This window comes from Pedobacter sp. Bi27, assembly GCF_918698255.1.
Classification (GTDB): Bacteria; Bacteroidota; Bacteroidia; order Sphingobacteriales; family Sphingobacteriaceae; genus Pedobacter.
The window spans coordinates 23,974-46,858 of sequence record NZ_CAKKMW010000008.1; the positions used below are offsets into that span (position 1 = coordinate 23,974).

A 22,885-nucleotide genomic window follows, 5' to 3' on the forward strand; every position below is an offset into this window, starting at 1 on the left:
GTTCTTTTGAAACCCTGAAAGCAACGAGATTTTGTGCTTGTAAGAAGAAAAATCCCAACTGTTCTGTCGGGATGCAAAGATACATCTTTAGCATGATTTTTAGGCGTTTTTTTTAAAATAAAAAAGAGCACTATTTAAGTGCTCTTTTTAGATTTTTCTTTTGCAAAATGAACTATTGCTGTAATTTAATTTCGCCTAAATCTGTAGTGGCGCTATCTTTCACGGCAACCTTTTCTATAACAGCATCTTTGTATGGTGCATTGGCTTTTACAACGACAGTGTAAACGCCTTCTTTGAGGTTAGTGAAAGTAAAAACACCTTGACTAATCTGCGCTTTTAGCGTGTCTGTCGCCGCTACAAGCGAAACAGCAGAAGCCGCATCACCCGGTGTAATTTTTCCGATTATTCCACCCAATTTAATATTTGTAAAGGCAATTGAACCTAAAGCAAATATAATAAGCAGAGATAATACAACACATAACTTTTTCATGGTATAACGTTTTAGTTGTTGATGTCTTAAATAAATAACACCATTTAGTACAAATAGTTTTAAATAATGAACACTAATTTTTAGATTGTACTATAAATTATACATGGCTGTCAAAATCAAATGTACGGTTTTATTGCAAATGTTAATTAGTGTTAAAAGAATTTCGTAAAAGTGGCGCTACACGTCAGAATTAAGTCACGAAGTTGTGATATTGGAAATATTGGCAATAATGTTGTAATAAGCAGAACATATATGCGTTTTGTATATACTTTAGACAATGATCTAAAGCTTCCTCCGCGGATTAGTTACCCGCCATGAGGATTTCTTCATAAATAGTTTGTTTGGTTTATTATCCGGTTAGAGGAGCCCTCCTCAACCGGATTTTTTCTTTTAAGGCTTTTTCCATTACATTTGACCCTATTCAGAAAACATATCGTGAATAAAAATATTAAAAAGATCGCTATTGTTGGCCCGGAAAGTACGGGAAAATCTACTATATCTCAATTGCTGGCAAAATATTATAAAGTTTCGTGGGTGCCAGAATACGCCCGCTATTACTGCGAAAACCTGGTTGCCGATTATACGCTGCAAGATGAAGTGAACATGTATTACGGGCAGGTAGCTTTAGAGGATGCTATTTTAGTAACTACCGAAAGCGATTTTATTATTTGTGATACGACTTTTATTACGGTAAAGATCTGGAGCGATGAAGTATTAGGCGAAACACCACAGGTAGTGCTGGATGCACTGCCTGAGCGACCGTACGACCTGTATCTGTTAATGGACATCGATTTGCCCTGGCAAGATGATCCGCTGCGCGATTTCCCCGATAAGCGCGAATATTTTATGCAGGTTTGGCATAAGGAACTGAAAGCACTAAATGCGAATTATAAGGTAATTGGTGGATTGGGTGATGAAAGGTTCGAAAATGCAATTAAGGCAGTAAACGATTTTCTTGGTGTATAAGAAAATAGATGTTTCTTGACTAAATTCATGACTTTGTTTTGAAATTTGCCAAAAGCTCAGGGCGCTCATTTCCCATTAATATAAATGATTTTTTTTAGGAAATGAAAGGTTAGTATTTCATAGGTACTGTAGTCCCGCCATTCGCTAATTCCGATGAAGGATCGGAACCGCTGCTGTCGGGTTTAGTTAACAGGGGTTTGCTACCGTGGTGCCTAAAACACAAAACGTTCCTACGGAACGAAAAATAAAACATTTTTTTTCTACCTAGGAGTCGTCCCGATGGGACGGGAAAGGTAAAATAACCACAGGCCGTCCCATCGGGACGACTCCTAGGTAGCCGATTGTATAATTGGCGTTTTCGTTCCGTAGGAACGTTTGGTGGTCATCCATTAATATTTATACCTGCCTGGCCATTTAAACCCAATCAATGCGGGATGCTGCCAATTTAAGCACCAGTTTTGTATTATATTTTGGTAAGCTTGCTTGTTTCACAGGTTTCATCGGAAGCAGAAGCGGGACTGAAATCCCCTAGCACAGAGAACCACTCATTTCCTCGATCTAAAAATAACAGATCTTTCCATTGTACTGTCAATTTTTGTTCAATTAACCTAGAAAGCATCAAAAAATACGGTTATTGTTAAATATTTTCTACATTTGCACCATCATTAGGGGTGCCTTGTTTAAATAAACACAAAAACAGGCTGAGATCATACCCATTTTGAGGTGAAAGGTAGAAGGTAAAAAGGTAGAGGGGTAATGCCATCAACCTTAAAACCCTCCAGCCATCAACCTCGAATGCACCTGATCCGGGTAATGCCGGCGTAGGGATTGGAGTTATGGAAGTTTAACTGAAAATCGGCAATGCCCCTTTTCCGATGGGTTTAACTAAAAACAATAAAATTGAAAAATTTACTTTTTGCAGCGCTTGTTGCAATGTTGCCTTTCTTTGCATCGGCACAAATTACTGTTACCGGTAAAGTAACAGATCAAAACCAGCAGCCACTTCCCGGCGCTACAGTTAAATTAAGAAGTCAAAAAACGGCAGTTGTTAGTGATGCCTCCGGAAATTACAGCATCACTAACCTCGTTAACGGAAAATACACTATTGTGGTAAGTTATGTAGGCTATAAAACAATCGAAAAAGCTGTAGAACTTAAACAGCATGCTACGCTGGATTTTAGTCTCTCACCACAAAATTTCCTGGCAGATGAGGTGATTGTCCGCGCTATACGGGCGACAGAAAAATCAGCCACTACTTATAAGAACATTAGCAAGGAGGAAATCCAACAGAATAACTTCGGACAAGATCTGCCTTTTATCCTTCAGAACACACCGGGAGTTGTGGTTAATTCTGATGCTGGTGCCGGCGTAGGCTACACAGGTATCCGTATCCGCGGTAGCGATAATAGCAGGATCAACGTAACAGTTAACGGTATTCCGATAAACGATAGCGAAAGCCAAGGCACGTTTTATGTAAACATGCCCGATTTTGCTTCTTCGGTAGATAACATACAGATTCAGCGCGGTGTAGGTACTTCAACCAATGGTGCAGGTGCATTCGGTGCGAGTTTAAATATCCAGACAACTGCCAGCGAAACGGAGCCCTATGCGGAAGTAAACAGCACTTATGGTAGTTTCAACACCTGGAAAAACACCGTTAAGGTTGGAACTGGTTTGATTAACAACCGCTTTAGCTTTGATGGCCGTTTATCAAGAATCAGTTCTGATGGTTATGTAGACCGTGGTTCATCACTGCTTAAATCATATTTTCTCTCAGGTGCTTACCACGGCAATAAAGACCTGCTGCGCGTAAATGTTTTTTCAGGGAATGAGAAAACCTATCAATCATGGAACGGTATTCCACAATCACGTTTGGAAAATGATGTGATTGGAATGAATGCCTATATTGCCAGAAACGGATTAGGAGCAGAAGATGCCGCAAATCTTTTAAACTCGGGAAGAACTTACAACAGTTTCTTGTACAATAACCAAACGGATAACTATACACAGAACCATTACCAGTTAATTTATGCCAGACAGTTTTCTGATGCGTTTTCTTTTAACGGCGCTTTACACTACACTAAAGGCGAAGGCTATTATGAAGAATATAGGGCACAGGATGAACTTAAAAATTATGGCTTAAATCCGGTTGTTATTCCTGGAGGAACACCGGTTACTGAAACGGACTTAATCCGTAGACGGTGGTTAGATAACGATTTTTATGGCGTTACCTACGCCTTTAACTACGTGCCTCAAAAGAATTTAAATTTTACTTTGGGCGGTGCATATAATGAATATAAAGGCGCCCACTTCGGGCAGGTAATTTGGGCCCAATATGCTTCAAATGGAAATATAGACAGGCATTATTATGATAACGATGGTTTCAAAACCGATTTTAACGTTTATGGTAAAGTAAATTATAGCCCGGTAGAATCGTTAAGCTTATTTGCCGACTTACAGTACCGCCGGGTATATTTCGATGTTGCCGGAACGGAAAACAAACTAAACACTTTGGCCGTTAACGAAACCTTGAATTTCTTTAACCCGAAATTTGGTGCAACTTATTTTATCAATCCACAGAGCAATGTTTATGCCTCATTTAGTGTGGCCAACAAAGAGCCCAACCGTGATGACTATACAGATGCTGCTGTAGGTATTTCTCCAAAACCTGAGCGTTTGAATGACGTAGAGTTAGGTTACCGTTTTAAAAACGATAAATTTAATGTCGGTGCAAATGCTTATGGCATGTTTTATAAAAACCAACTGGTAGTTACTGGGAAAATAAATGATGTTGGCGGAAATTTCCGTCAGAATGTAGATAGAAGCTACCGTTTAGGGATTGAGGTAGATGGTTCTTATACCATCTCTTCCCAATTTGTATTAAACGCCAATGCCGCATTGAGCAGAAACAAAATCAAGAACTTTACTGAATATTATGATGACTATGATAACGGTGGACAGGTGGTAAACAACTATAAATTAACCGACATCTCCTATTCTCCAAATGCTGTTCTTTTTGGGGAGTTGGTTTACAAACCTGTTAGTGGTTTTGCTGTAGCCTTACAGAGCAAATATGTAAGCAAACAATACCTGGATAACACGCAAAACAACGATAGGACCATTAACGGTTATTGGGTAAGCAATGCACGTTTGGACTACGACTTTAAATTTGCAGGTGTTAAAAACGTAAACCTTGGTTTATTGGTTAACAATATTTTCGATAAGAAATATGAAAGCAATGGTTATACCTATGGCTACCAGGCAGGTGGTAGCAGGGTAACCGAAAACTTCTTTTACCCACAAGCGGGAACTAACTTTTTACTAAGCCTGAACGTTAAGTTTTAGAAAAGCTTAACATTCAAAAAACAGGATCGTCATTGCGGAATATACTTGCAATGGCGATTTTGTTTATATATTGCCCTCCTGATCTTAAAATCAAATCAGCTTAAAATCCTGTTCACCAAGTATGAAATACATAGAGAAGCTTCATTATATTACGCACGATATTCCCCATTTAAGCCATATCGAACAGGTGCAACAGGCTTGTGAGGCCGGGGCAAAATGGGTCCAATACCGTTGCCTGAGCAAAAGTGATGAAGAACTCTTACAGGATATTAATGCGATAGCCGAAATCTGTGATGATTGGGGCACCACCTTAATCGTTACCGATCATGTTCATTTAAATGGAAAGGCCGATATACAGGGTTTTCATATAGAAAATATGGATGCCAATTTTATTGCCCTGCGCAAATTGGTTGGCAATGATATTACCCTTGGGGGATCGGCAAATACAATAGAAAATTTAATCAGACTTGCCCAGGAAGGAGCCGATTATGTTGGTTATGGTCCATTTGCAGAAACTGAAACCAAGCCCAATAATTATGCACTTCTAGGTACAGAAGGCTATCAACAGATAATAAAAGAATTAAAGACTCAATCCGTCAACATTCCGGTATTGGCTGTGGGTGGAATAAAAACCTACGATGTAGAAGCTTTAATGCAAACCGGTATTTATGGTATAGCCGTCTCCGGCGCTATTAATTTTGCAGATGATTTTATTGAAGCCTATCAGGATTTTTACACAGTTGTTAAAGAAAGCGCTGTTAATTAACATTTTATAATTTGAAGCCCATAGGATAATTTTTAGTTTTGGATAAAACCCAGCTAATATGTCTGAAAACGCTCTTCAAACCAATGCATCTTGGAACATTTATAAAAAAATCTCTTTCAGGTTCTTTTTCCTCTTCCTGTCTCTTTTCATCATCCTGTATAACAATGGCGCTTTTCCATTTTTCTACTATGTAATGCATTACCCAGCCATGATGCTAGAAAGTTTAATCCCATGGTTATCTGAGCATATTTTTCAAAGCGATTTAAAAATTCATGCGAGCGGAAGTGGCGATACTTCCTATAAATGGGCGTTGTTGCTCTTTATGTTTTTGGTATCGGTAGTGGGCTGCATCCTTTGGTCGGTTTTCGACCGTAAACGCAAGAGTTACAATGCTGCCTATTACTGGCTTATCGTTCTGGTACGCTTTTATCTGGCTTTTACGCTTGTAATGTATGGGGCTATTAAAGTGATTAAGCTCCAGTTTTACGATTCATCTTTAGATAGGTTGCTCACTCCTTTTGGTGATGCCTCGCCAATGGGGCTGGCCTGGAGATTTCTCGGATTTTCTAAAGGTTACAATATTTTTATGGGGGTTATCGAAATTTCTGCAATTTTATTGTTATTCCGCAGAACGGTAATTGTTGGCGCATTTCTGGCGCTGGCTGCGACAGCACACGTAATGTCAATGAACTATTTTTTCGATGTTCCGGTAAAACTGCTGTCTACAGCACTGGTGGTGATGTGCCTGTTTATTTTAGCCCCCCATTTTTTTAAGTTATATAAATTTTTTGTTAAATATGAAAGCCAGCAGCTCGAAAGAATGTATCGTCCAAGGTATAAAAAACGATGGCACTTTATTTTGGTATATATATGTAAATATCTGTATATAGCTGCTTCAATGCTTTTCTTATTCCCGTCATTAATGACGCGATATAAAACTTACGGCGATGGTGCACCCAAACCATTTATGTATGGTATTTATAATGTTGAAAGTATGAAAGTTAAAGGTGAAACCTTAGCACCTTTAACTACCGATAGTACGCGATGGAAACAGATGATTATTAATTATTCAGGGTATGTAAGGATAAAGAAGATGAACGATAGTTCCGCTAATTTCACTACTGCTTTTGATCAGAAGAAAAAAGAATTGTTGCTAAAATCAACAGATAAAGACTCCACTAAATATGTTTTAAACTATAATGTTATTGGAAAAGATAGACTGATTCTTTCAGGCTTAACAGACAAAGATTCCATATCGGTAAGTTTTAAGCGAAAAGATCTTAAAGATTTTAACCTCATCAACAGGGGCTTCCATTGGGTGAGTGAATATCCGTACAATCGTTAATCATTTTTACCCCTAACTGATTCTTCCTATACCGTACTTAAAGCGAAATTTCTATATTCGCAATATGTCTTCACACCATATTGTAAAAGAAAAACAAGAGCCGGCTTTATACATCGATGAGCTTGGGAATTTTAATGAAGAGCTTTTGGGGCAACTGCTCGAATGGAGCCCTACGCTTTTGGTTAACGGAGAAAATTACGATAAAATTTTTTCTTTAGGTTTAAAGGTAGATGTGCTTGTAAACGGGAGTGGACAGGAAACACAAGAGGATACAAAAGTTATTCAAGGCCCTGTTGATGCTTTAATGGTGGCGGTAAATTATCTGTACGAAGAGAAATATCCCGCGGTAAATGTAATTGCGAAGAAATTTGATCTGGAGAAGTTTGCCGGATTTGAAGACAAAATTAATCTGGTGGTATTTACCGAAAGGGCAAAACATTATGCAATAAAATCAGGTTTTTCTGTTTGGAAACCTGCAGGAGGTGAATTCCTGATTCATGGCAACCGATATATCGAAGTAACTAACCTGGTGCAGAATGAAGAAGAAATTTTTACTGTAGTTAAAGATGGCTTTGTAGAATTTACTTTTTCAGGACAACCAATTTTTATTAGCGAACCAATATGATTACCCTCAGAAAAGCAAAAGAAGAAGATATAGAAATTATCAGGGCTATTGCCGCGGCAACCTGGCCATCAACGTACCTCGATATTATCGGGCAGGAACAGATTGATTACATGTTGGATAAAATGTACAATAAAGGAGAACTCCTGAAGCAATTTATGGAAGGGCATATTTTCCTGATTGCAGAGGAAGGCGAAAATCAGTTCGGTTTTGCAGGATATTCTATTGTTGGACACGAAGCGCGTATTTACAAACTGCACAAGCTTTATGTGCTGCCCTCTGCACATGGCAAAGGTGTTGGGAAAATCTTAATTAATGAGGTTTTTAACCAGGTAAAAGATGCCGGGGGAAGTGCTTTACAATTGAATGTGAACAAACATAATAAAGCCAAAGATTTTTACTTAAAAGGAGGTTTTACCATTAAAGAATCGGTAAAACTTGATATAGGTGAAGGTTACTTTATGGACGATTATGTAATGGAATATAAATTCTAATCTATTCTTTTAAGGTTCAAATAATATTCGCGTTCGTTCTTTTCAAAATGTTCTATGGCGTAGCGCAGCATGGTACGGGGCATTGTTGCAGCATGTTTTGCCAAGAAAGCCATTAGCTGAGGTTTATTTTTTGTACCTGCCTGCCTGATCCAGCCGCCAACTGCTTTATGGATCAAGTCTTCTCGATCATTTAAAAGGATTTGTGCAATGCCAAAAGTGTCGGTCAAATCGCCTTTACGGATAAAATAAGAGGTGCTCACTATTGATGTCCGGCGCTGCCACATATTTTCAGAAACGGCTAATTGATATAAAATATCCCTTGGTTTATCAAATAAATAACTGCCCACTACAAAACATGCGGCACGGTCTACCAGGTCCCAATTGTTAATCCGGTCGTGCCGGTTAAGGTAAAGTTCAAAAAGGGCTTTCTTTACATCTTCAGGTGTTTTTTTATCCCTTGCCCTAAAATCCATTATGCTTACCGCGCCTGCCCGGTGTTCATGAACCGGACTTTCTAAAAGCTTTTCTATTTCCTGAACAGGCATGGCCACAAAAGCCTTGGCCACTTCGAAAACCTGCCCCATCCGAACGCCAACAAAGCGGTCTCCCGCCCCGTAATCACCTTCCTCAGTTTTAAAATAACGGGTAATCTTTTCCAGTTCTGCGTTAGATTGGTAGGTGCCTAATTTTTCAATAAAAGCAGCAGCTGTTAAATTTGTGGTTCGTTTAGAGATTTTCTCGACAGACATTTTGTTCAGGTTTCCAGTTTAAATATACAAAAAACAGAAAACCCGACCAGCATAACGTTGATCGGGTTTTCACAATTGAATGGGTGAGTGTTAATTTTTCATACGGCCTTGTTCTGCTTCGGTACCCGTTGCACGGCGGCGGGCGGGTTTAATTTCGTTTTTACCGAAGCGGTAGGTAAAACTGATTCTACCAATTTGAGTTTCATTTTTTTGATGTACGGAGTAAGTTAAACCAGGATATGCACTTGATAAATTGTTTTCAGATATATTAAATACATCTGATAAGGCGAGCTTCAAACTTGCTTTTTTGTTGAACAGTGATTTGCTCAAACCAGCATCGACATAATAACGGGCTTTTAAACTTAGGGTTCCATAATCAAGCGGAGATTCGTAACTGCCATTTATTTCTGCTGTAAAACCATCCGTAATGGTAAAGGTTTGTTGCGATTTAAACTGGAAAGATGTTTTTCCGGTTTTTAAAGCGCTCCCGGCTAAATCTGGCGATTTGAAACTGAGGTAAAAAACATTTAAGTTATTATTGGTCTGCCACCATTTCGTAATTTGAACAGGTACGTTTAAATTGGCATTGTAGCTAATGTTGGTGGCAATATTTGCATTCGTTTGATATAACGATTGATTCGCTGCATCTGGCAAAATTACCTCTGCAATTACATCGTTAACCCTGCTATAGCCAATTGAGAGCATATATTTTTGCAATAGTGTATAACTAAGCTCAAAATTGTGTGTATACTGTGGATTTAAAAATGGATTTCCTTTGCTATAGGTAAATTCGTCTAAGTAATAAATAAAGGGATTTAAAGCATCGTAACTTGGGCGGTCTATTCTTCTGCTATAAGAAAAACCTAACTGATTGTTTTTTGAAAGCGTTTGCTGAACAAATAACGTTGGAAAAAAATCCCAGTAATTTCGTTCTACAACAGTATTTTTGGTAATCAGATTTCCTTTCGAATTGGTTTGCTCAACCCTTAAGCCGATCTGTACACTGGTATTTTTAAACTGCTTGTTTATATTGGTATAAGCCGCATTTACATTTTCATCGTATACAAATTGATTGCTTCGTTTAACATCGTTCTGCCAGGTATTGTTCACCAACATTTCTGCCTGCAAATCATTGTCGGTTTTAACCCAGCTGCTTTTAACCCCGGCTTCGAGTTTAACGGTTTTGTTTAGTGAAACATTATAGTCGACTTTAAATGCTTTAATATCAATTATCGATGGAGTATTGTTCCGGGTATACCTGATAGGACGGATTCTATCTCCATTTTGGAACCGGTAATCGTTCTCATAATTAGAACCATCGTTTCCTTTGTACTTGGAATAATCCACATCTGCAGAGATTTCTGAACCCGCGGTATCCAGAACAGATTTATAATTTAAGTTATAAGAAACATTATTGTATTTGTTTGCCTGCAATGAGTTGGTTATCAGGCTAGAATCTACCTGGTTAAAAGATGGGCCAATTAAAGTATTGTTTACCGCAGTTTCATTTCCATGGTTAAAGTAGCCGTTTACCAATAAACCAATCGTATTCTTCTTATCAATAAAGTAATCTATACCTGCTTTAAAGTTATTGTTCTGTTGCTTTCTATGACTGGTACCCACCTGCATAAAATAAGTATCTGGTGTTCCGTTCGAAATACGGTCGATGGCAATAAGGTTGTCGCGCTCATTTCTTCCATAATTGTAGTTTCCGAAAAGGTTCAGTTTTTGTGTTCTATGGTTTAGGTTTAAACCGGCATTTCCCCTAAAGTTTTTGCCATAACCGGCTGTTCCGCTTACACTGCCATTGCTTCCGCCATTTTTGTTTTTCTTCGTTTTGATGTTGATAATTCCCGAGTTGCCGGAGGCATCGTATTTTGAAGACGGATTGGTAATCAGTTCAATGCTCTCAATCTCCGAGCTCTGCATGTTACGCAGTAGGTTCGCCACATCAGCACTGCTCATGTAGGTCTGTTTTCCATCCAGTTGAATCAGTACACCTTGTTTCCCCATCATCGAGATCTTATCATTCTGATCTACCGTTACGCCTGGTGCTTTTTGCAAAACCTCCAGCGCAGTAGAACCTGTCATAACCGAGCTATTGGAAACATTCATCACAATCTTATCCATTTTTCTTTCAATTAATGGTTTAGTTACAGCTACATTCACTTCTTTTAAGTTTTGAGCGTTTGCGGTGAGCTGCGCCGTTCCGAAATCTACCTTTTGATTATCTTCTGTTAAAACGATGGTTTTACTTTTAAGTGTTTTGTAACCCATGTTACTGGCTTTATAAAAATAACTCCCCTTGCCCGAAACATTAAAATTAAATGCTCCGTTTGGATCAGTAAATGCCGTTTTAACCACACTCGAATCGGATGCTTTAAAGAGCACAACAGTAATATAATCTGCAGGTTTTTTGGTTTCATCTAAAATTACCCCGCTAATGTTCGGTTTTGGATTTGTTTGCGCAAAAGCAACTGTAACGGTAAAAAGGAAAGTAACGATAAGTGATATTCTGTATAATGTTTTCATTTTTAGGTATTTATTCTTAAAAAAATAGGCAAAAAGATTTCTATACCGCATGTGCATGCGCTTTCAATTTAATTGCTTGCTTATTTTAAAGTTTAGCCCGGAAACGAAAGGTTTCCGCTTGTTTAGTTATAGGTAAGACGACCGTTTTTTAAAAAGGTTACAGGGATTTTAAAAAAGTTGGGAGCCGCGTTATTTAACAGAGTCTCCATTGATCATATTCGAATACTGCGTTAAACAATACATCTACTATTTCAAACACTGCCTTTCCTGTTTTATGGTTTTAGTTTTGCTATTATTGCTACAAGTTTGATGAAAATTAAACTTAACCTTATGAAAAAGATCATCTTTATATTTCTCAGCTTCATTGTTGCGGTATCTACCGTTAATGCACAAAAAGGCATCAATTTTAATCACATATATGCTGCGGGAGGAAAACTGCTCATGTGTGTAGATAGTTCAGCTAAAAATGTTTTTTATGCAATTGGCTTTCCCAATCAGCCCCGCACAACCCTAAGTTATTTACCTGAAGTAAACAATTTAAGTATCTCGATTAATTTTAGAAAGAATATCAATATACGGCACTATCGGTACACTATTTTAATAGATAGTAAACCAATCGTGCTAAATAAGCCGATCGACATGACGCAACTGAAAGATACCCATGCAGGAGGGGATGAAGAAATATTCAGTTCGACAACACTTGGCATTTTTCCTGTAAAAGGCAAAATCATTACAACACTTATTTATAGCATAGACAAACCGCAAGATATCGATAAGGCTGTTTTTTACGTAAAGCCTATTCCAAGAGCAAAGATCTTATCTTTTAGAAAGCGTTTCAAAACTAATCAAGGTGTTGATTACAAGTGGATTACCGATATAAAAGACAGAACAAGAATTGCTTTAACTGAAAAAGAAGATGAGCTAACCATTGTGAAAGACAAATCAGATATTGATTATCTCTACTATACATCAATAAAAGACAAAAAAACGAATAAAATAATCTTCAAATCAACTACTTGGGATTATGGCGGCATAATAAGTGAGGATCACGAGGCTTTACCTAGTATAAATATTGATAAAAATATTTTCAAAAAGTCGGGGGAGTATGAAATTATTATTCAGCCCTCGATTAAATGGACCAATTGCCTTGATTGTGATATTTCACCAAAAGAAACCGAAAAATACATAACCAGACATACGCTTGTTATCACTTTAGCCGAAGAAAGCTACACCAAAAAAGAACTTTACAGTTATGCTTTAATGGCAGCATTTGTTATTGGTTTAAATTTTTTGCTTATACTTCACGCTATAAAAAAAAGAAATAAAAAAAAGGTTGTAGAACAAGAGCAGCAAAAAAACACGGCAAAGCTTCAACTTAACTCCATCCGTGCGCAATTAAACCCTCATTTTCTATTTAATGCACTCTCTGGCATTCAAAATTTAATGAACAAAAACGAAATAGACAATGCCAATAAATACCTGTCTAAGTTTGCCCGCTTAACCCGTAATGTGCTTGATGATAAAGAACTGATTAGTTTATCGCAAGAAAAAACTTTACTAGACGATTACCTGCAAATGGAGCAATTGCGGTTTGGATTTAAGTACGAGATTAACCGTTCCGAAAACTTAGATTTGGATAACGTAGAAATACCCAGCATGCTGCTACAACCTTTTGTAGAAAATGCGGTGAAGCACGGCATATCGAAAAAAGCTACTAACGGAAAAATTGTAATCACATTTACTAAGCAGGCAAATGATTTAGTGTTAACTATTAGCGATAATGGAAACGGATTTGACACAGAAAAAAAGAACAATGGCTTAGGTCTTCAATTAAGTGCCAGTAGAATAGCACTCTTAAATAGTATTTATAAAGAAAATCGCTTTACTTTAGCCATACAACCAAGTACTAACGGCACAAAAATAAGCTTAACATTAACCGATTGGCTATAATATTATAATGAAGGCAATTTTAATAGATGACGAAATTTCCAACTTAGAAAACCTGCGGACTTTGTTAGAAAAGCACTGTCCGCAGGTAAGTATAATGGCAACAGCGCAAAATATTAATGATGCGGTTGATATTATTGAAAAATATTCACCTGATTTAGTGTTTCTGGATATTCAAATGGGCGAGCAAACAGGTTTCGATGTACTAAAGCTGCTTCCAACTCGTAATTTCGAAGTTATTTTTGTTACCGCATACGATCAATATGGGATACAAGCAGTAAAATTTGCAGCCTTAGATTATCTTTTAAAACCCATTGATATTGAAGAATTAATAAACGCAGTAAATAAAGCCGAACATAAACTGGCAACACAAATACAAAATCTACAGCTTGATTTTTTACTGCAGCAACTAAAAAAGCCCGAAACCAATATTAGCAAGATTGCCCTACAGATGCAAAGCGAAATAAGGTATGTAGCTTTATCAGAAATTATACGTTGCGAGGCAGACAATACTTATACCCGGTTCTTCCTTTCAAGTAATGAAAAAATATTGGTTTCTAAATCACTTAAAGAATATGCAGATTTACTGCGCCCCAGCGGATTTTTAAGAACTCACCAAAGCCATTTAGTAAATCCAAAATATGTAAAAAGCTGGTTAAAGGAAGACGGCGGTATCTTACTCTTAACCTCTGGAGAAAAGATACCCGTTTCTAAGCCCAACAAAGACACTGTAAAACAAGCCTTGCAACAGCTCTAGGAGAATAAAAGCCTTTATTATTAACCAGTTTCAATAGTAAACCTAATTTATAAACAAAAAGGCCACAGACAGACAAGCTTACGCCTGCATATCTATGGCCTTTAATTCCTGGGTAAAGAAATCTTTTATTTTACCCCAAGTACGTCAACACCTTGTTCAAAAACAACATCAACCGGAATATTCTTTTTGGTTAATCGATCCAGATCTGTTTGAAGTTCGGTATGGATAATCGCTTTATCTTTTTGTGCTTTTTCTACTGCAGCTTTGTCGCCGTTACCCTGAAGGGTGAGAATGAATGCGCTTAAATCGTTCATGGCAGTTGCAAATTTTTCGAAGTTTACTTTATAAGTTCCTTTAGCGGTACGCTCAAAAGCACCTTTCTCCTGAAAATAATTAAAGCATTGCATATTGGCTTTTCCATGCGCCTCAGAAACGCCGAAGCGAACAGAACGTAAAATACCAGCCATAAATGTGGTGTAATAATCTTTTATGTCACCTTTCAGCTCACCTTTTTTAAGTAAGCCTGTTACCATATACAAGCCTAAAATATCGGCTTTGCCTTCTTCTAACCAGCTATACTGTTCTTTCAATGCTGCGCGTACAAAGCCTTTTCCGGTAATGGTTTTTTTTATGCCTAAACCATGAGCTACCTCGTGAAACATGACGTTTGCAAAAAAAGCATCAAACTTAATGTATTGTTGCTGATCGGCTTCAATTAATTCTTTTGAAATCGGTACCAGAATCCTATCAAATTTCGCTTGCATTGCATTTTTCAGCTGCGAACGGCGTGTTCCTTTTTCCTGTTGGATTTTTTCATCGTTCGGAAGATTAACCGCAATGGTTTTAGATCCGGCATTACAGTCTCCTGCATAATAAACCACATCATATGCATTTAACTCAGAGTCGGTTCCAGGTGTTTCGGTTTTGTATTTCGCCGCAACAGGTAAGTTTTTCTGTAATTCAGGAAGCATTTTTACGTACTTCGCCAAACGCTTGCTCCACTCTTTATCTTTGATTAAAACATAAGCTTCGTAACTGGTACGGGCATTAAACAGTTTATCCTCGTAATTTTCGATCGGGCCGATAATAATATCCAAACCATTGGTTTTCATATCTAACCAGGCATAATCACTTGCGGTAAAATTATCCGTTACCAAAGCATCGGCCCTTAAGTTTAAATATTTTTTTAAACCGGCATCTTCAGCAATTAAAGCGGCCTGTTTTAGTAACGAACTTGCTTTTTGTAATTCTGAAGCAAATAACACATGATAAGGTACAGTTGATAATTTGCCTGTACTATCTTTTTGAATAACCGAATATGCACCAAACTTATCAGCAAGATCCGATTTCTCGATGGCTTCTTTTGTAATACCGTATGGATAAAAAGATGCGCCCTCTGGTTTGGTACCAACACCTTCAACAAAAGGTTTATCATTATTTAATCTGTCCCAAGGGCCATAATTGATGTTAACAAAATCGCGTGTTTTTTCATCTTTAATAGTTGCCAGCAAGCTATCTCTTTGTGGATAGGCTTGTTTCCAATATAATTGATCCATAATTTCTGCTGCCTGAATTAATAAAGGCAAAATTTTACGGTCGTTAACACTTAACTCGTTTATATTGGTGGTTAATTTTACCCTTTCGTAAATAGGCAGGCGTTGTGCAACATAATTGGTCAGACTATCTTTTTGTACTACTACAGCCTTTTCATCTTTAGATTTATTATTGCCGGTACAAGACGATAAGGCGCCTATAGAAACAGCTACTGCCGATAAAAACAGGGTTGATTTGTATAAATTCTTCATATTAAAGTATATGGCTGCTAAATTAGTAAATTTTAAAAGCTTTGTATAAAGTTTGATGCATTGGGTGAAGTTTAAGATAACTTTGTAACTTCAACCTGCTAACAATTCATACCATGTTATTTTCAAGGTCATCAAAATCATTATCTATTTCCGCTTTTTCTCTTGTACTTATTTTATCTGCCTGCGGAAGCAGCAAATATGCTGCAACAGAAAAAATCTATAAGGAAAAGGCAAAGGACTTTTCGAAAATAATCAATACCACGCCACCAGTTGGTCAACTTTACGATTCATTAGGAGCAACAAACCAGGAATGGATTGGTTCTGTAAATTTTGGGATACGTAAGCCAAATTTTGTGGTGATCCACCATACCGCCCAGGATAGTTTGGCACAGACCATAAAAACATTTTTCTCCACTAAGGCAGGTACAAGCGCCCATTATGTGATCAGCCGCGATGGTAAAGTAGTGCATATGGTAAATGACTATTTACGCGCAAACCATGCTGGTGTGAGTAAATGGGGTAAAGATACCGACTTAAACTCTTCATCGATAGGAATTGAATTGGATAACAATGGACTAACTGACCCATGGCCTGATGCTCAGATGAATAGCTTGCTAAAGCTGTTGGCCACTCTAAAGAAAACCTATGGAATCCCGACAGCGAATTTTATCGGTCATGCCGATATAGCACCTAAACGGAAAAATGACCCTAAAAATTTCCCCTGGAAAAAACTGGCAGATAAAGGCTTTGGCTATTGGTATGATGATGTGCTGAAAAACCCTCCCGTAGATTTTAATACCGAAATGGCCTTAAAATATATTGGTTACGATACCAGTAACCTCCCTGCAGCAATCACCGCTTTTAAAATCCATTTTATTCAGAGTGATATTACACCAACTTTAACACCAGTAGACATATTGGTTCTGTATAATGTGTATACGAAGTATTAAGTGGAGGGATTTGGCGTAGATTACACTCATGCCGTCATCCTGAACTGGTTTCAGGATCTTTAAAAGTGGAATAAGCCCGAAGTTTATGGCGCAAAAAACAAATGCTAATATTTGCTAGCCCATATTCTCTCCGCCAGGCATTGGAATCCAAATTCTAGCAAAAAAAACACGGATAAATCTGTGTTCATCCGTGTTTATCTGTGGTTTAAAAAAGCTAATTAATTTGGCTTCTTAAACGTATCTTTTAGTGTAACTGTACGGTTAAAAACCAATTTATCTGCAGTAGAATCTCTATCTAAACAGAAATAACCTTTACGGATAAACTGATAACGGCTTTCAAGATCTGCATCTGCCAGGGCTGGCTCGATATAAACATTAGGTAACACCGTTAGGCTTTCAGGGTTTAGGTAATCTTTAAAATCTCCTTCCTCAGCATCTGGTGTTTCAGAAGTAAACAACCGGTCGTACAAACGGATTTCTGCAGTTTTGGCATGCGGAGCACTTACCCAATGGATAGTTCCTTTAACATTTATGCCGCTGGTATCATTTCCACTTTTCGATTCCGGGATGTAAGTACAATGAATTTCAGTAACGTTTCCATTTTCATCTTTCACAAAATCTTCGCATTTAACAATGTAAGCGAATTTTAAGCGTACCATTGCACCGGGCGCCAGGCGGAACCATTTTTTTGCGGGTACTTCCATAAAATCGTCACGTTCTATCCAAAGTTCGTTGCTGAAAGGGATCACACGTGTGCCACCACCATCTTCAGCCTCTGGATTGTTTTCGCCGGTTAAATCTTCTGTTCCTTTTTCGTAATTAGTAATCACCAGTTTAATCGGATCTAAAACCGCCATTACACGGTTAGCCGTTTTATTTAAATCTTCGCGGATGCAAAATTCCAATAAACTTAGCTCAATTAAATTTTCGCGTTTGGCAATACCAATACGTTCGCAAAATTCGCGTACGCTCTTCGGTGTAAAACCTCTCCTACGCAAACCACTAATTGTAGGCATGCGCGGATCGTCCCATCCATTTACTAAGTTTTCGTTAACCAGTTGAAGTAACTTACGTTTACTCATTACCGTACTGGTAAGGTTTAAACGGGCAAATTCATATTGTTTCGAAGGAAAAATCTCTAGTTTTTCGATAAACCAATCGTACAGTTCACGGTGCGAAACATATTCCAATGTACAGATAGAGTGCGTGATGTTTTCGATACTGTCGCTTTGGCCGTGAGCAAAATCGTACATCGGATAAATGCACCATTTGTTACCGGTACGGTGATGTTCGGCATGTTTGATGCGATAGATAATCGGATCGCGCATTAACATATTCGGACTGGCCATGTCGATTTTTGCTCTCAAAATATAAGCGCCATCGGCAAATTCGCCATTTTTCATTTTCGTGAAAATGTCTAAATTTTCTTCAATGCTGCGGTTACGGTATGGGCTATCCTGTCCTGGTTCTGTTGGCGTGCCTTTTAAAGCTGCAATTTCATCTGCAGAGCTCTCGTCAACATAAGCCAAACCTTTTTCGATCAGTTTAACAGCAAAACCATACAGCTCATCAAAATAATCTGAGGCATATAATTCATTTTTCCAGTTAAAACCCAACCATCTGATATCTTCTTGCTGACTGTTTACATATTCTGTTTTTTCTGTTACCGGATTGGTATCATCAAAACGCAGATTGGTATAGCCGCCGTATTTTTGTGTTAGTCCGAAATTTAAGCATATTGCTTTCGCGTGGCCGATGTGTAAATAACCATTAGGTTCGGGCGGGAAACGCGTAACCAAAGTTTCATACTTACCACTATTTAAGTCGTTCTCAACAATTTCTTCAATAAAGTTCAATGACTTCTCTTCACTCATAAAAACCTGTAAATTAGGAATGCAAATGTAAAAAGATTGAGCGGATTTATACAATGATTATAGGTTTATTAGCCCATAGTTGATAGCCGATAGCTTAAGCCTGCATTAATTACGATTAAAATACAGATAAACAGTGATTGAATAGTAAAATGACTGAATTATTGAATGGAAGAATTGGCTCATTCAGTAAAAATAGCTGTGGCTAATATCAATACTTTGCATTAATTAGCAAAGGCAGGCTCATTACATGTTCCATCAACTATTACTTACATTACTTAATAAATTCTATACATTTACGTCAACTTAATATTCATTTATGAGCAAAGTATTAAATCGGCCTATCCGCGTTTTAGTAGCTAAAGTTGGATTGGATGGCCACGACAGAGGGGCCAAAGTAATCGCAACTTCCTTACGGGATGCTGGCATGGAAGTAATTTATACCGGCTTACGCCAAACACCAGAAATGGTGGTAAACACAGCGCTTCAGGAGGATGTTGATGCCATCGGAATTTCCATCCTATCGGGCGCACACATGACGGTTTTTCCAAAGGTTATTCATTTTATGAAAGAAAAACAGTTAGATGATGTGTTATTAACCGGCGGAGGGATTATCCCGGAAGCTGATCGGTTAAAACTAGCAGATATGGGTGTTGGGGAGCTATTTCCTCCAGGTACAACAATGGCAAGTATTGTAGAATATATTCAGAATTGGGTTACAGAAAATAGAAATTTTTAAGTTATGGCATACCAGAATTTAATCTCAGAGATAAAAGAAAACATTTTATACGTTACCATCAACAGTGAAAAAGCGCTGAATGCTTTAAACAAAGATACTTTGGCTGAACTAGCGGATGTAATTGCTTTCGCAGGCAAAACCGATGAAGTAAGAGGTGTTATCTTAACAGGAGCAGGCGAAAAAGCCTTTGTTGCAGGAGCTGACATTAAAGAGTTTTCTGATTATAGTGGTAAACAGGGAGAAGAATTAGCAAAACGTGGTCATGATCTGGTCTTTAATGCCATTGAAAATTCTTCAAAGCCATTTATTGCAGCAATTAATGGATTTGCTTTGGGTGGAGGACTGGAGTTGGCCATGGCCTGCCACATACGCATCGCATCAGATCATGCGAAATTAGGTTTACCTGAAGTTACGTTAGGTTTAATTCCCGGTTATGGCGGTACCCAGCGCCTTACACAGTTGGTTGGAAAAGGTAAAGCAATAGAAATGATTACTACTGCTAATATGATTACAGCTTCGGATGCAGAAAAAATAGGACTTGTAAACTATGTTGTTCCACAGCCAGATCTAATTAGCAAGGCTGAAGAGCTGCTGAATGTTATTAAGCAACGCGCACCGCTAGCTGTTTCGGCAGCAATAAAATCTGTAATTGCAGCCGTAAATAACAGCAATGGCTACGCTATCGAAATTGAAGAATTTGGCAAATGTTTCGAAACTGCCGATTTTAAAGAGGGAGTGACTGCATTTGTTGAAAAGAGAAAAGCAAATTTTTCTGGAAAATAGCATGCCTGTGTAGTATTAATCTGATGTATGGTGTAATGAAAGTGTTGCAAAAATTTTTCAATGCAATTTATTTTGAGTAATTATGTTAATTAATTATTAACCCTCGTGTGTTTAACACTACATATGGGTTTTTATAATAATAACGCTACTCATGAAAAAGATACTCATTGTTGACGATGAAATTAGCATCGGTTTATTGCTCTGCAAGTTTTTAACTAAAAATGGATTTGAAGTTTCGAATGTAACAACTGGTAGAACGGTTTTACAAATTCTTGAAAAAGAGAGATTCGATTTGGTATTATGCGATTATCGTTTGGATGATACAGATGGGAAGGAGATTTTAATCCACGTTAAGGAAAACTATCCGGCTACCAGTGTGATTATTATTACAGGTTATTCGGATATTAAGCTTGCCGTAGAATTGATAAAACTAGGGGCTTACGATTATATTGTTAAACCGCTCTACCCAGATGAAATTTTAAATACCATAAATAAAGCCCTTGAAACGCAAGAGGCTTTAAAATCACCTAAAAATTTTGAACGCGCCGATCATAATGTTGTTTCCGGTTTTCTAAATGATCCGGAATATATAAATGGGGAAAGCGATGCTTCAGCACTTTTACTGAAACAAATCCAACTCATAGCACGAACAGGGTACACCGTCATTTTAACGGGGCAAAGTGGAACAGGGAAAGAATGTGTTGCTAAAACCATTCACCAAAATAGTTCGCGTAGCAGAGAACCTTTCATCGCCATGGATTGTGGTTCTTTAACAAAAGAATTAGCCGCCAGTGAATTTTTTGGACACGAGAAAGGGGCATTTACTGGAGCAGCCTTCACTAAAATCGGTCACTTTGAGCAAGCTAATGGCGGTACATTATTTCTTGATGAGATTGGTAATTTATCCTATGAGATCCAGGCAACTTTACTCAGGGCCGTTCAAGAACGGAAAATTAAGCGGATTGGAAGTACGAAGGAGATTGATCTGGATGTGCGGCTTATTGTAGCTACAAATGAAAATTTACTAGAAGGGATTCAAAAGGGGGTATTCAGGGAAGATTTATATCACCGCTTTAATGAATTTTCGATACATGTTCCATCATTGAAACACCGGGACAATGATATCCTTATCTTTGCTGAACGTTTTCTGGCCGCAGTAAACAAAGAATTGAACAAAAAGATTAAAGGCTTTTCTGATGAAGTGATGAAATGTTTATTAGCATACAATTGGCCAGGTAATGTACGTGAGCTGAAGAATGTTATCAGGCGGATTGCTTTATTAACCGATGGTGATCGCATAGAAACTCATGTTTTACCATTGGAGCTTAGAATGACTGATTATCCTAAGACACAGCACGAAAAAAAAGCGCTTCTTTTGCCGCTAAAATTAAATGATGATAAATCACTTAATTTGCGAAATACTGCTAAGGAAGCCGAATATACGGCTATTTTAGAAGTGCTAAAAGCGGTTAATTTCAACAAGACCAAGGCGGCAAAAATATTAAATATCGACAGAAAAACACTTTACAATAAAATCAAATTCATTGAGGTTGATGATGAGATATAAATTTTAAATCTAAAAAAACAAAATCAGCCATTTTAGCATTTAAAGAATACCCTTATGATCTAAATATGTCAGTATTCTCTTATAAGCAACGCAATAACATTAACCTGGTCATTATTATTGCGCTTGGGGTGTTAATTGCGTATTCTTTACAAAGTATTTTTAGTGCTATTTTAAGTACTTTGGTGCTTTACACGATAATGCGGCCGGCGTATATTCATTTGGCAGAAAATAAGGGCTGGAATAAAAGAGTAACGGCTATTTTCCTGATCACCATCAGCATCATACTCATTGTAATGCCTTTTTATGCATTAAGTAGTATGGTTATCAGTAAAATTTCGGAATTGAAGAACAATGAAGTGTTTTTCAGGAATCTGCTGGTTAAATTACAGCATCTTATTCCGGTTAAAATTAATCAGGATCTTATCCAGGAAGGATTAAACCGCTTAGGGAATTGGGCCACTCAGCTTTTCCCATCCTTAATATCGAGTGCAGTAAATATTATATTAAGTTTATTGGTGATGTACTTTTTACTCTACTTTATGTTAATAGAGCGAAGAAAATTCGAATTTTCATTGATTAAATATGCACCTTTCAGAGAACAGAATGCACTTCGTTTTGGAGATGAAATGCGAAATACAACCTATGCAAATGTATTAGGACAAGGGCTGATCTGCCTCGTTCAAGGTTCGCTTTTAAGTCTTTCTTTTTATGTTTTGGGTTATAAAGATCCTGTATTTTGGGGGGTAATTACAACATTTATTTCTTTTGTGCCCGTTTTGGGGCCACCAGTTGTTTTTGTTCCAGCTGCGATTTTGCAGATTGCGAACGGGAATAATTTTGCTGGCTGGGCCATGCTTATTTTTGGTTTTGTAGTCATTATCAATATCGATAATGTGCTGAGGTTTATCATTGCAAAAAAAGTTGGCAATATTCACCCCATAATTACAGTAATTGGCGTAATTATTGGTATCCCTTTATTTGGAATATTGGGCCTTGTTTTTGGCCCGCTACTGTTATCTTATTTTATATTGCTCGTTAAGATTTACGAAACCAGTACGCTTGCATCAGAAAGATTGGAAAGAATTAAAACAAATAACGAGCATACGGAGTTATAAATATAGCTTAACAATAAATAATGTAGTAGTTTTATATTGTAC

The 22,885-nt window shown here is 37.6% G+C and carries 18 protein-coding genes; 13 read left to right on the top strand and 5 right to left on the bottom strand.

Going from position 1 to position 22,885, the window contains the following annotated elements; genetic code table 11:
- Positions 1–172: 172 nt before the first annotated feature.
- Positions 173–490 carry a carboxypeptidase-like regulatory domain-containing protein gene (locus tag LQ227_RS21980; RefSeq protein WP_230143215.1) on the bottom strand — a complete coding sequence of 106 codons (318 nt, stop codon included), beginning with the start codon at positions 488–490 and terminating at the stop codon, positions 173–175.
- 435 nt (positions 491–925) lie between these two features.
- On the opposite strand from LQ227_RS21980, the gene LQ227_RS21985 reads away from it, so the two are divergent.
- The 6 genes from LQ227_RS21985 (at position 926) to LQ227_RS22010 (ending at position 8,028) form a co-directional block, all read left to right on the top strand.
- Positions 926–1,456: an AAA family ATPase gene (locus tag LQ227_RS21985; RefSeq protein ID WP_230143217.1), complete on the top strand. Its 531-nt coding sequence runs from the start codon at positions 926–928 to the stop codon at positions 1,454–1,456.
- 900 nt (positions 1,457–2,356) lie between these two features.
- Positions 2,357–4,801: a TonB-dependent receptor gene (locus tag LQ227_RS21990; protein WP_371824753.1), complete on the top strand. Its 2,445-nt coding sequence runs from the start codon at positions 2,357–2,359 to the stop codon at positions 4,799–4,801.
- Positions 4,802–4,922: 121 nt separating this feature from the next.
- Positions 4,923–5,567 carry a thiamine phosphate synthase gene (locus LQ227_RS21995; RefSeq protein ID WP_230143219.1) on the top strand — a complete coding sequence of 215 codons (645 nt, stop codon included), beginning with the start codon at positions 4,923–4,925 and terminating at the stop codon, positions 5,565–5,567.
- A gap of 58 nt (positions 5,568–5,625) precedes the next feature.
- On the top strand, positions 5,626–6,912 hold the full coding sequence (locus tag LQ227_RS22000; RefSeq protein WP_230151121.1) for a hypothetical protein: 1,287 nt from the start codon (positions 5,626–5,628) through the stop codon (positions 6,910–6,912).
- A gap of 64 nt (positions 6,913–6,976) precedes the next feature.
- A complete protein-coding gene (locus LQ227_RS22005) occupies positions 6,977–7,537 on the top strand; it encodes a thiamine pyrophosphokinase (RefSeq protein WP_230143223.1) in 561 nt (186 codons plus the stop codon).
- A complete protein-coding gene (locus LQ227_RS22010) occupies positions 7,534–8,028 on the top strand; it encodes a GNAT family N-acetyltransferase (protein ID WP_230143225.1) in 495 nt (164 codons plus the stop codon). Before LQ227_RS22005 ends, LQ227_RS22010 begins: the two co-directional genes overlap by 4 nt.
- On the opposite strand, the gene LQ227_RS22015 is transcribed toward LQ227_RS22010, so the two are convergent.
- Positions 8,025–8,777, bottom strand: coding sequence for a DNA alkylation repair protein (locus tag LQ227_RS22015; RefSeq protein ID WP_230143226.1), 753 nt, complete (start codon positions 8,775–8,777; stop codon positions 8,025–8,027). The genes LQ227_RS22010 and LQ227_RS22015 overlap by 4 nt on opposite strands.
- Positions 8,778–8,867: 90 nt before the next feature.
- Positions 8,868–11,309: a TonB-dependent receptor gene (locus LQ227_RS22020; protein WP_230143227.1), complete on the bottom strand. Its 2,442-nt coding sequence runs from the start codon at positions 11,307–11,309 to the stop codon at positions 8,868–8,870.
- 330 nt (positions 11,310–11,639) lie between these two features.
- Here LQ227_RS22020 and LQ227_RS22025 point away from each other — a divergent pair, with 330 nt between their 5' ends.
- Together LQ227_RS22025 and LQ227_RS22030 are read left to right on the top strand one after the other, a co-directional pair.
- On the top strand, positions 11,640–13,259 hold the full coding sequence (locus tag LQ227_RS22025; protein ID WP_230151123.1) for a sensor histidine kinase: 1,620 nt from the start codon (positions 11,640–11,642) through the stop codon (positions 13,257–13,259).
- Between the two features lie 7 nt (positions 13,260–13,266).
- Entirely contained in the window at positions 13,267–14,013 is a 747-nt protein-coding gene (locus LQ227_RS22030; RefSeq protein WP_230143229.1) for a LytTR family DNA-binding domain-containing protein, read from the top strand.
- Between the two features lie 125 nt (positions 14,014–14,138).
- Here LQ227_RS22030 and LQ227_RS22035 read toward each other — a convergent pair whose 3' ends face one another.
- Entirely contained in the window at positions 14,139–15,818 is a 1,680-nt protein-coding gene (locus tag LQ227_RS22035) for a Zn-dependent hydrolase (protein WP_230143230.1), read from the bottom strand.
- Positions 15,819–15,931: 113 nt separating this feature from the next.
- On the opposite strand from LQ227_RS22035, the gene LQ227_RS22040 reads away from it, so the two are divergent.
- On the top strand, positions 15,932–16,768 hold the full coding sequence (locus LQ227_RS22040) for an N-acetylmuramoyl-L-alanine amidase (RefSeq protein WP_230151133.1): 837 nt from the start codon (positions 15,932–15,934) through the stop codon (positions 16,766–16,768).
- A gap of 218 nt (positions 16,769–16,986) precedes the next feature.
- Here LQ227_RS22040 and LQ227_RS22045 read toward each other — a convergent pair whose 3' ends face one another.
- Positions 16,987–18,642, bottom strand: coding sequence for a glutamine--tRNA ligase/YqeY domain fusion protein (locus tag LQ227_RS22045; RefSeq protein ID WP_230143232.1), 1,656 nt, complete (start codon positions 18,640–18,642; stop codon positions 16,987–16,989).
- 316 nt (positions 18,643–18,958) lie between these two features.
- Here LQ227_RS22045 and LQ227_RS22050 point away from each other — a divergent pair, with 316 nt between their 5' ends.
- From LQ227_RS22050 to LQ227_RS22065, 4 genes are all read left to right on the top strand, one after another.
- Positions 18,959–19,378 (top strand): cobalamin B12-binding domain-containing protein, encoded by a 420-nt coding sequence (locus tag LQ227_RS22050; protein ID WP_230143234.1) that lies wholly within the window; start codon positions 18,959–18,961, stop codon positions 19,376–19,378.
- Positions 19,379–19,381: 3 nt separating this feature from the next.
- Entirely contained in the window at positions 19,382–20,161 is a 780-nt protein-coding gene (locus LQ227_RS22055) for an enoyl-CoA hydratase/isomerase family protein (RefSeq protein WP_230151137.1), read from the top strand.
- A 151-nt stretch (positions 20,162–20,312) separates the two neighbouring features.
- Positions 20,313–21,728: a sigma-54 dependent transcriptional regulator gene (locus LQ227_RS22060; protein ID WP_230151139.1), complete on the top strand. Its 1,416-nt coding sequence runs from the start codon at positions 20,313–20,315 to the stop codon at positions 21,726–21,728.
- 65 nt (positions 21,729–21,793) lie between these two features.
- Positions 21,794–22,843 (top strand): AI-2E family transporter, encoded by a 1,050-nt coding sequence (locus LQ227_RS22065; protein WP_057930801.1) that lies wholly within the window; start codon positions 21,794–21,796, stop codon positions 22,841–22,843.
- Positions 22,844–22,885 lie beyond the last annotated feature (42 nt).

Coding starts and splice junctions, on each gene's coding strand:
- LQ227_RS21980 (WP_230143215.1), bottom strand. CDS start 490: ATGAAAAAGTTATGTGTTGTATTATCTCTGCTTATTATATTTGCTTTA.
- LQ227_RS21995 (WP_230143219.1), top strand. CDS start 4,923: ATGAAATACATAGAGAAGCTTCATTATATTACGCACGATATTCCCCAT.
- LQ227_RS22000 (WP_230151121.1), top strand. CDS start 5,626: ATGTCTGAAAACGCTCTTCAAACCAATGCATCTTGGAACATTTATAAA.
- LQ227_RS22005 (WP_230143223.1), top strand. CDS start 6,977: ATGTCTTCACACCATATTGTAAAAGAAAAACAAGAGCCGGCTTTATAC.
- LQ227_RS22010 (WP_230143225.1), top strand. CDS start 7,534: ATGATTACCCTCAGAAAAGCAAAAGAAGAAGATATAGAAATTATCAGG.
- LQ227_RS22015 (WP_230143226.1), bottom strand. CDS start 8,777: ATGTCTGTCGAGAAAATCTCTAAACGAACCACAAATTTAACAGCTGCT.
- LQ227_RS22020 (WP_230143227.1), bottom strand. CDS start 11,309: ATGAAAACATTATACAGAATATCACTTATCGTTACTTTCCTTTTTACC.
- LQ227_RS22025 (WP_230151123.1), top strand. CDS start 11,640: ATGAAAAAGATCATCTTTATATTTCTCAGCTTCATTGTTGCGGTATCT.
- LQ227_RS22030 (WP_230143229.1), top strand. CDS start 13,267: ATGAAGGCAATTTTAATAGATGACGAAATTTCCAACTTAGAAAACCTG.
- LQ227_RS22035 (WP_230143230.1), bottom strand. CDS start 15,818: ATGAAGAATTTATACAAATCAACCCTGTTTTTATCGGCAGTAGCTGTT.
- LQ227_RS22040 (WP_230151133.1), top strand. CDS start 15,932: ATGTTATTTTCAAGGTCATCAAAATCATTATCTATTTCCGCTTTTTCT.
- LQ227_RS22045 (WP_230143232.1), bottom strand. CDS start 18,642: ATGAGTGAAGAGAAGTCATTGAACTTTATTGAAGAAATTGTTGAGAAC.
- LQ227_RS22050 (WP_230143234.1), top strand. CDS start 18,959: ATGAGCAAAGTATTAAATCGGCCTATCCGCGTTTTAGTAGCTAAAGTT.
- LQ227_RS22055 (WP_230151137.1), top strand. CDS start 19,382: ATGGCATACCAGAATTTAATCTCAGAGATAAAAGAAAACATTTTATAC.
- LQ227_RS22060 (WP_230151139.1), top strand. CDS start 20,313: ATGAAAAAGATACTCATTGTTGACGATGAAATTAGCATCGGTTTATTG.
- LQ227_RS22065 (WP_057930801.1), top strand. CDS start 21,794: ATGTCAGTATTCTCTTATAAGCAACGCAATAACATTAACCTGGTCATT.